Annotated in this window: 2 protein-coding genes; both read left to right on the top strand. The window is 66.5% G+C overall.

Annotated elements, in window-relative coordinates; translation table 11 throughout:
• The coding region (locus tag VIR09_RS12715; protein WP_332013193.1) for an ABC transporter substrate-binding protein at positions 1-1,093 on the top strand (1,093 nt) is incomplete at its 5' end.
• Between the two features lie 152 nt (positions 1,094-1,245).
• On the top strand, positions 1,246-2,343 hold the full coding sequence (locus VIR09_RS12710; protein ID WP_013391369.1) for an ABC transporter substrate-binding protein: 1,098 nt from the start codon (positions 1,246-1,248) through the stop codon (positions 2,341-2,343).
• Positions 2,344-2,412: the final 69 nt, after the last annotated feature.

Here is a 2,412-nt window from a genome sequence, read left to right as displayed (position 1 = left end):
CGCCGCCTGCCTGGGCGCGCTGTGCCTGGCGGGCCTGCTGCTGGCCTCGTCCACCAACGACGCACGCGCCGCCGATATCCCGCAAATCGTCACCCGCTATCCCGCGCCGCAACCCACGTCCCGCGTCCTGACCATCGCCGGTCCGACCGATACGCCGGTGGTCGCGCCGCTGATCCAGGGCTTCCAGTCGCAGCGGCCGGACGTGACCGTGGTGTACCGCGAGATGGGCAGCCGCGAACTCTACGAAGCGGCCATCGCCGGGCAATTGAAGGACGTGGACGTGCTGATGAGCTCGGCCTCGGACCTGCAGATCCGCCTGGCCAACGACGGCTATGCGCTGAGCTACTCGTCGCCCTATGCAGCCAAGCTGCCCTCCTGGGCCATTTGGCGCCACGAGGTCTACGGTTTCACCTTCGAGCCGGCCGTCATCGTCTACAACCCCAAGCGCTTTACCGAAGCCACCGTGCCGCGCTCGCGCCAGGACCTGCTGCGCCTGCTGGAACGCGATTCCGCCAAGCTGCGCGGCCGCATCGGCACCTATGACATCGCGGCCAGCAGCGTGGGCTATCTGCTGGCCGAACAGGACGAGCTGGTGTCGTCGAACTTCTGGGGCCTGGCCAATGCCATGGGCCAGGCCGGCGTGCGCCTGTCGGCCACCAGCGCCGACATCCTGGACGCGATCGAGAACGACCAGATCGACATCGGCTACAACATCCTCGGCTCCTACGCCCTGTCGCGCCAGGCGGCGGGCGCAGCCATCGGCGTGGTCTTTCCGCAGGACTACGTGCTGGTGCTGGCGCGCTCGGTGCTGATCGCGCGCAGCGCCCCCAGCCCGGAACTGGGGCGCGCGCTGGTGGACTGGCTACTTTCGCCGGCCGGACAGCAGGTGGCGTCCAGCCATGCCGCGCTGGGCTCCATCATGGAGGACACGCCCGGCCGCTGGACCTCCGAAGCGGTGCTGGCGCGCTCCCAGGGCATCGTGCAGCCGGTGGTGCTGAGCCCGGCCCTGTTGGTCGGACTGGACCAGCGGCGGCATTCGCGCTTCGTGCAGAACTGGATCCGGCTGGTGACGGACACGCCCGTGCGGCCGTGACGGCGGCGGGCGCGCGGCGTCCATGCAGGCAAGGGATTTCCCCTAGGCTCAACCTGTCGCCATGACAGGACGGCGACAGACGCCGGCTCCTAAGATGCCCGCAAGCTGGACACGGATCCCGCTCGTACCAATAACTCATCGGAGACACACCCATGCTTGCCAAGTCCCAACTGGCGGCCGCCTGCGCCGCTGCATTCGCCCTCGCCGCCGGCAGCGCCTTTGCACAGCAAGTGCCGGCCGGCTATCCGGCCGACTACCAGAAGATCCTGGACGGCGCCAAGAAGGAAGGCAAGGTCGTCATCTATTCGACCACCGACACCAAAGCCGCCGGCCCCGTCATCAAGGGCTTCGAAGCGCTGTATCCGGGCATCAAGGTCGAATACAACGACATGAACAGCACCGAGCTCTACAACCGCTACATCAGCGAACAGGCGGCGGGCGGCACCAGCGGCGACATCGTCTGGAGCTCCTCGATGGACTCGGCGCTGAAGCTGGCCAGCGACTACGCCCTGCAGTACAAGTCGCCGGAAGTCGGCAAGCTGCCGGCCTGGGCGGTGTGGAAGGATTCGGCCTACGGCACCACCTACGAGCCGGCCGTGTTCATCTACAACAAGCGCCTGATCCCCGCTGCCGAAGTGCCCACCACGCACGGCGCGCTGGCCAAGCTGATCGCCAGCCAGCCGGACAAGTTCAAGAACAAGGTCACCACCTACGACATCGAGAAGTCGGCCGTGGGCTTCATGCTGGCGGTGCAGGACAAGGTCAACGACCCCAAGTACTTCGAGACGCTCAAGGGTATCGCCGCAGGCGGCCTGATCGTGCAATCGTCCACCGGCACCATGATGGAACGCGTGTCGTCCGGCGAAAACCTGATCGGCTACAACATCCTGGGTTCCTACGCCGAAACCCGCGCCAAGAACGACCCGTCGCTGGGCGTGGCCTACCCCACCGACTACGCGCTGGTCCTGTCGCGTGTGGCCTTCATCAGCAAGAAGGCGAAGAACCGCAACGCCGCCAAGCTGTGGATGGACTACCTGCTGTCGCAGAAGGGCCAGACCATCCTGGCGAACCAGGCCGACCTGGCCTCGGTGCGCGACGACATCGAAGGCGACAACGACGTGGACGGCATGACCAAGAAGCTGGGCGCCTCGCTCAAGCCGATTCCGGTCAACGAAACCCTGCTGGACTACCTGGAGCAGAACAAGCGCCTGCAGTTCATCAAGGATTGGCGCGCCGCGGCAGGCAAGTAATGCCGTGCAGCCCGGAACGATGCAACCGTTCCGGACCGCCTTGCGCGTAGGGGACGGCGGCGCGCCGCC

The sequence above is a fragment of the Achromobacter sp. genome (assembly GCF_036567245.1).
Lineage (GTDB): Bacteria > Pseudomonadota > Gammaproteobacteria > Burkholderiales > Burkholderiaceae_B > Achromobacter.
The sequence above is the reverse complement of the archived record's forward strand: the minus strand, read 5'-3'. Positions and strand labels throughout refer to the sequence as shown.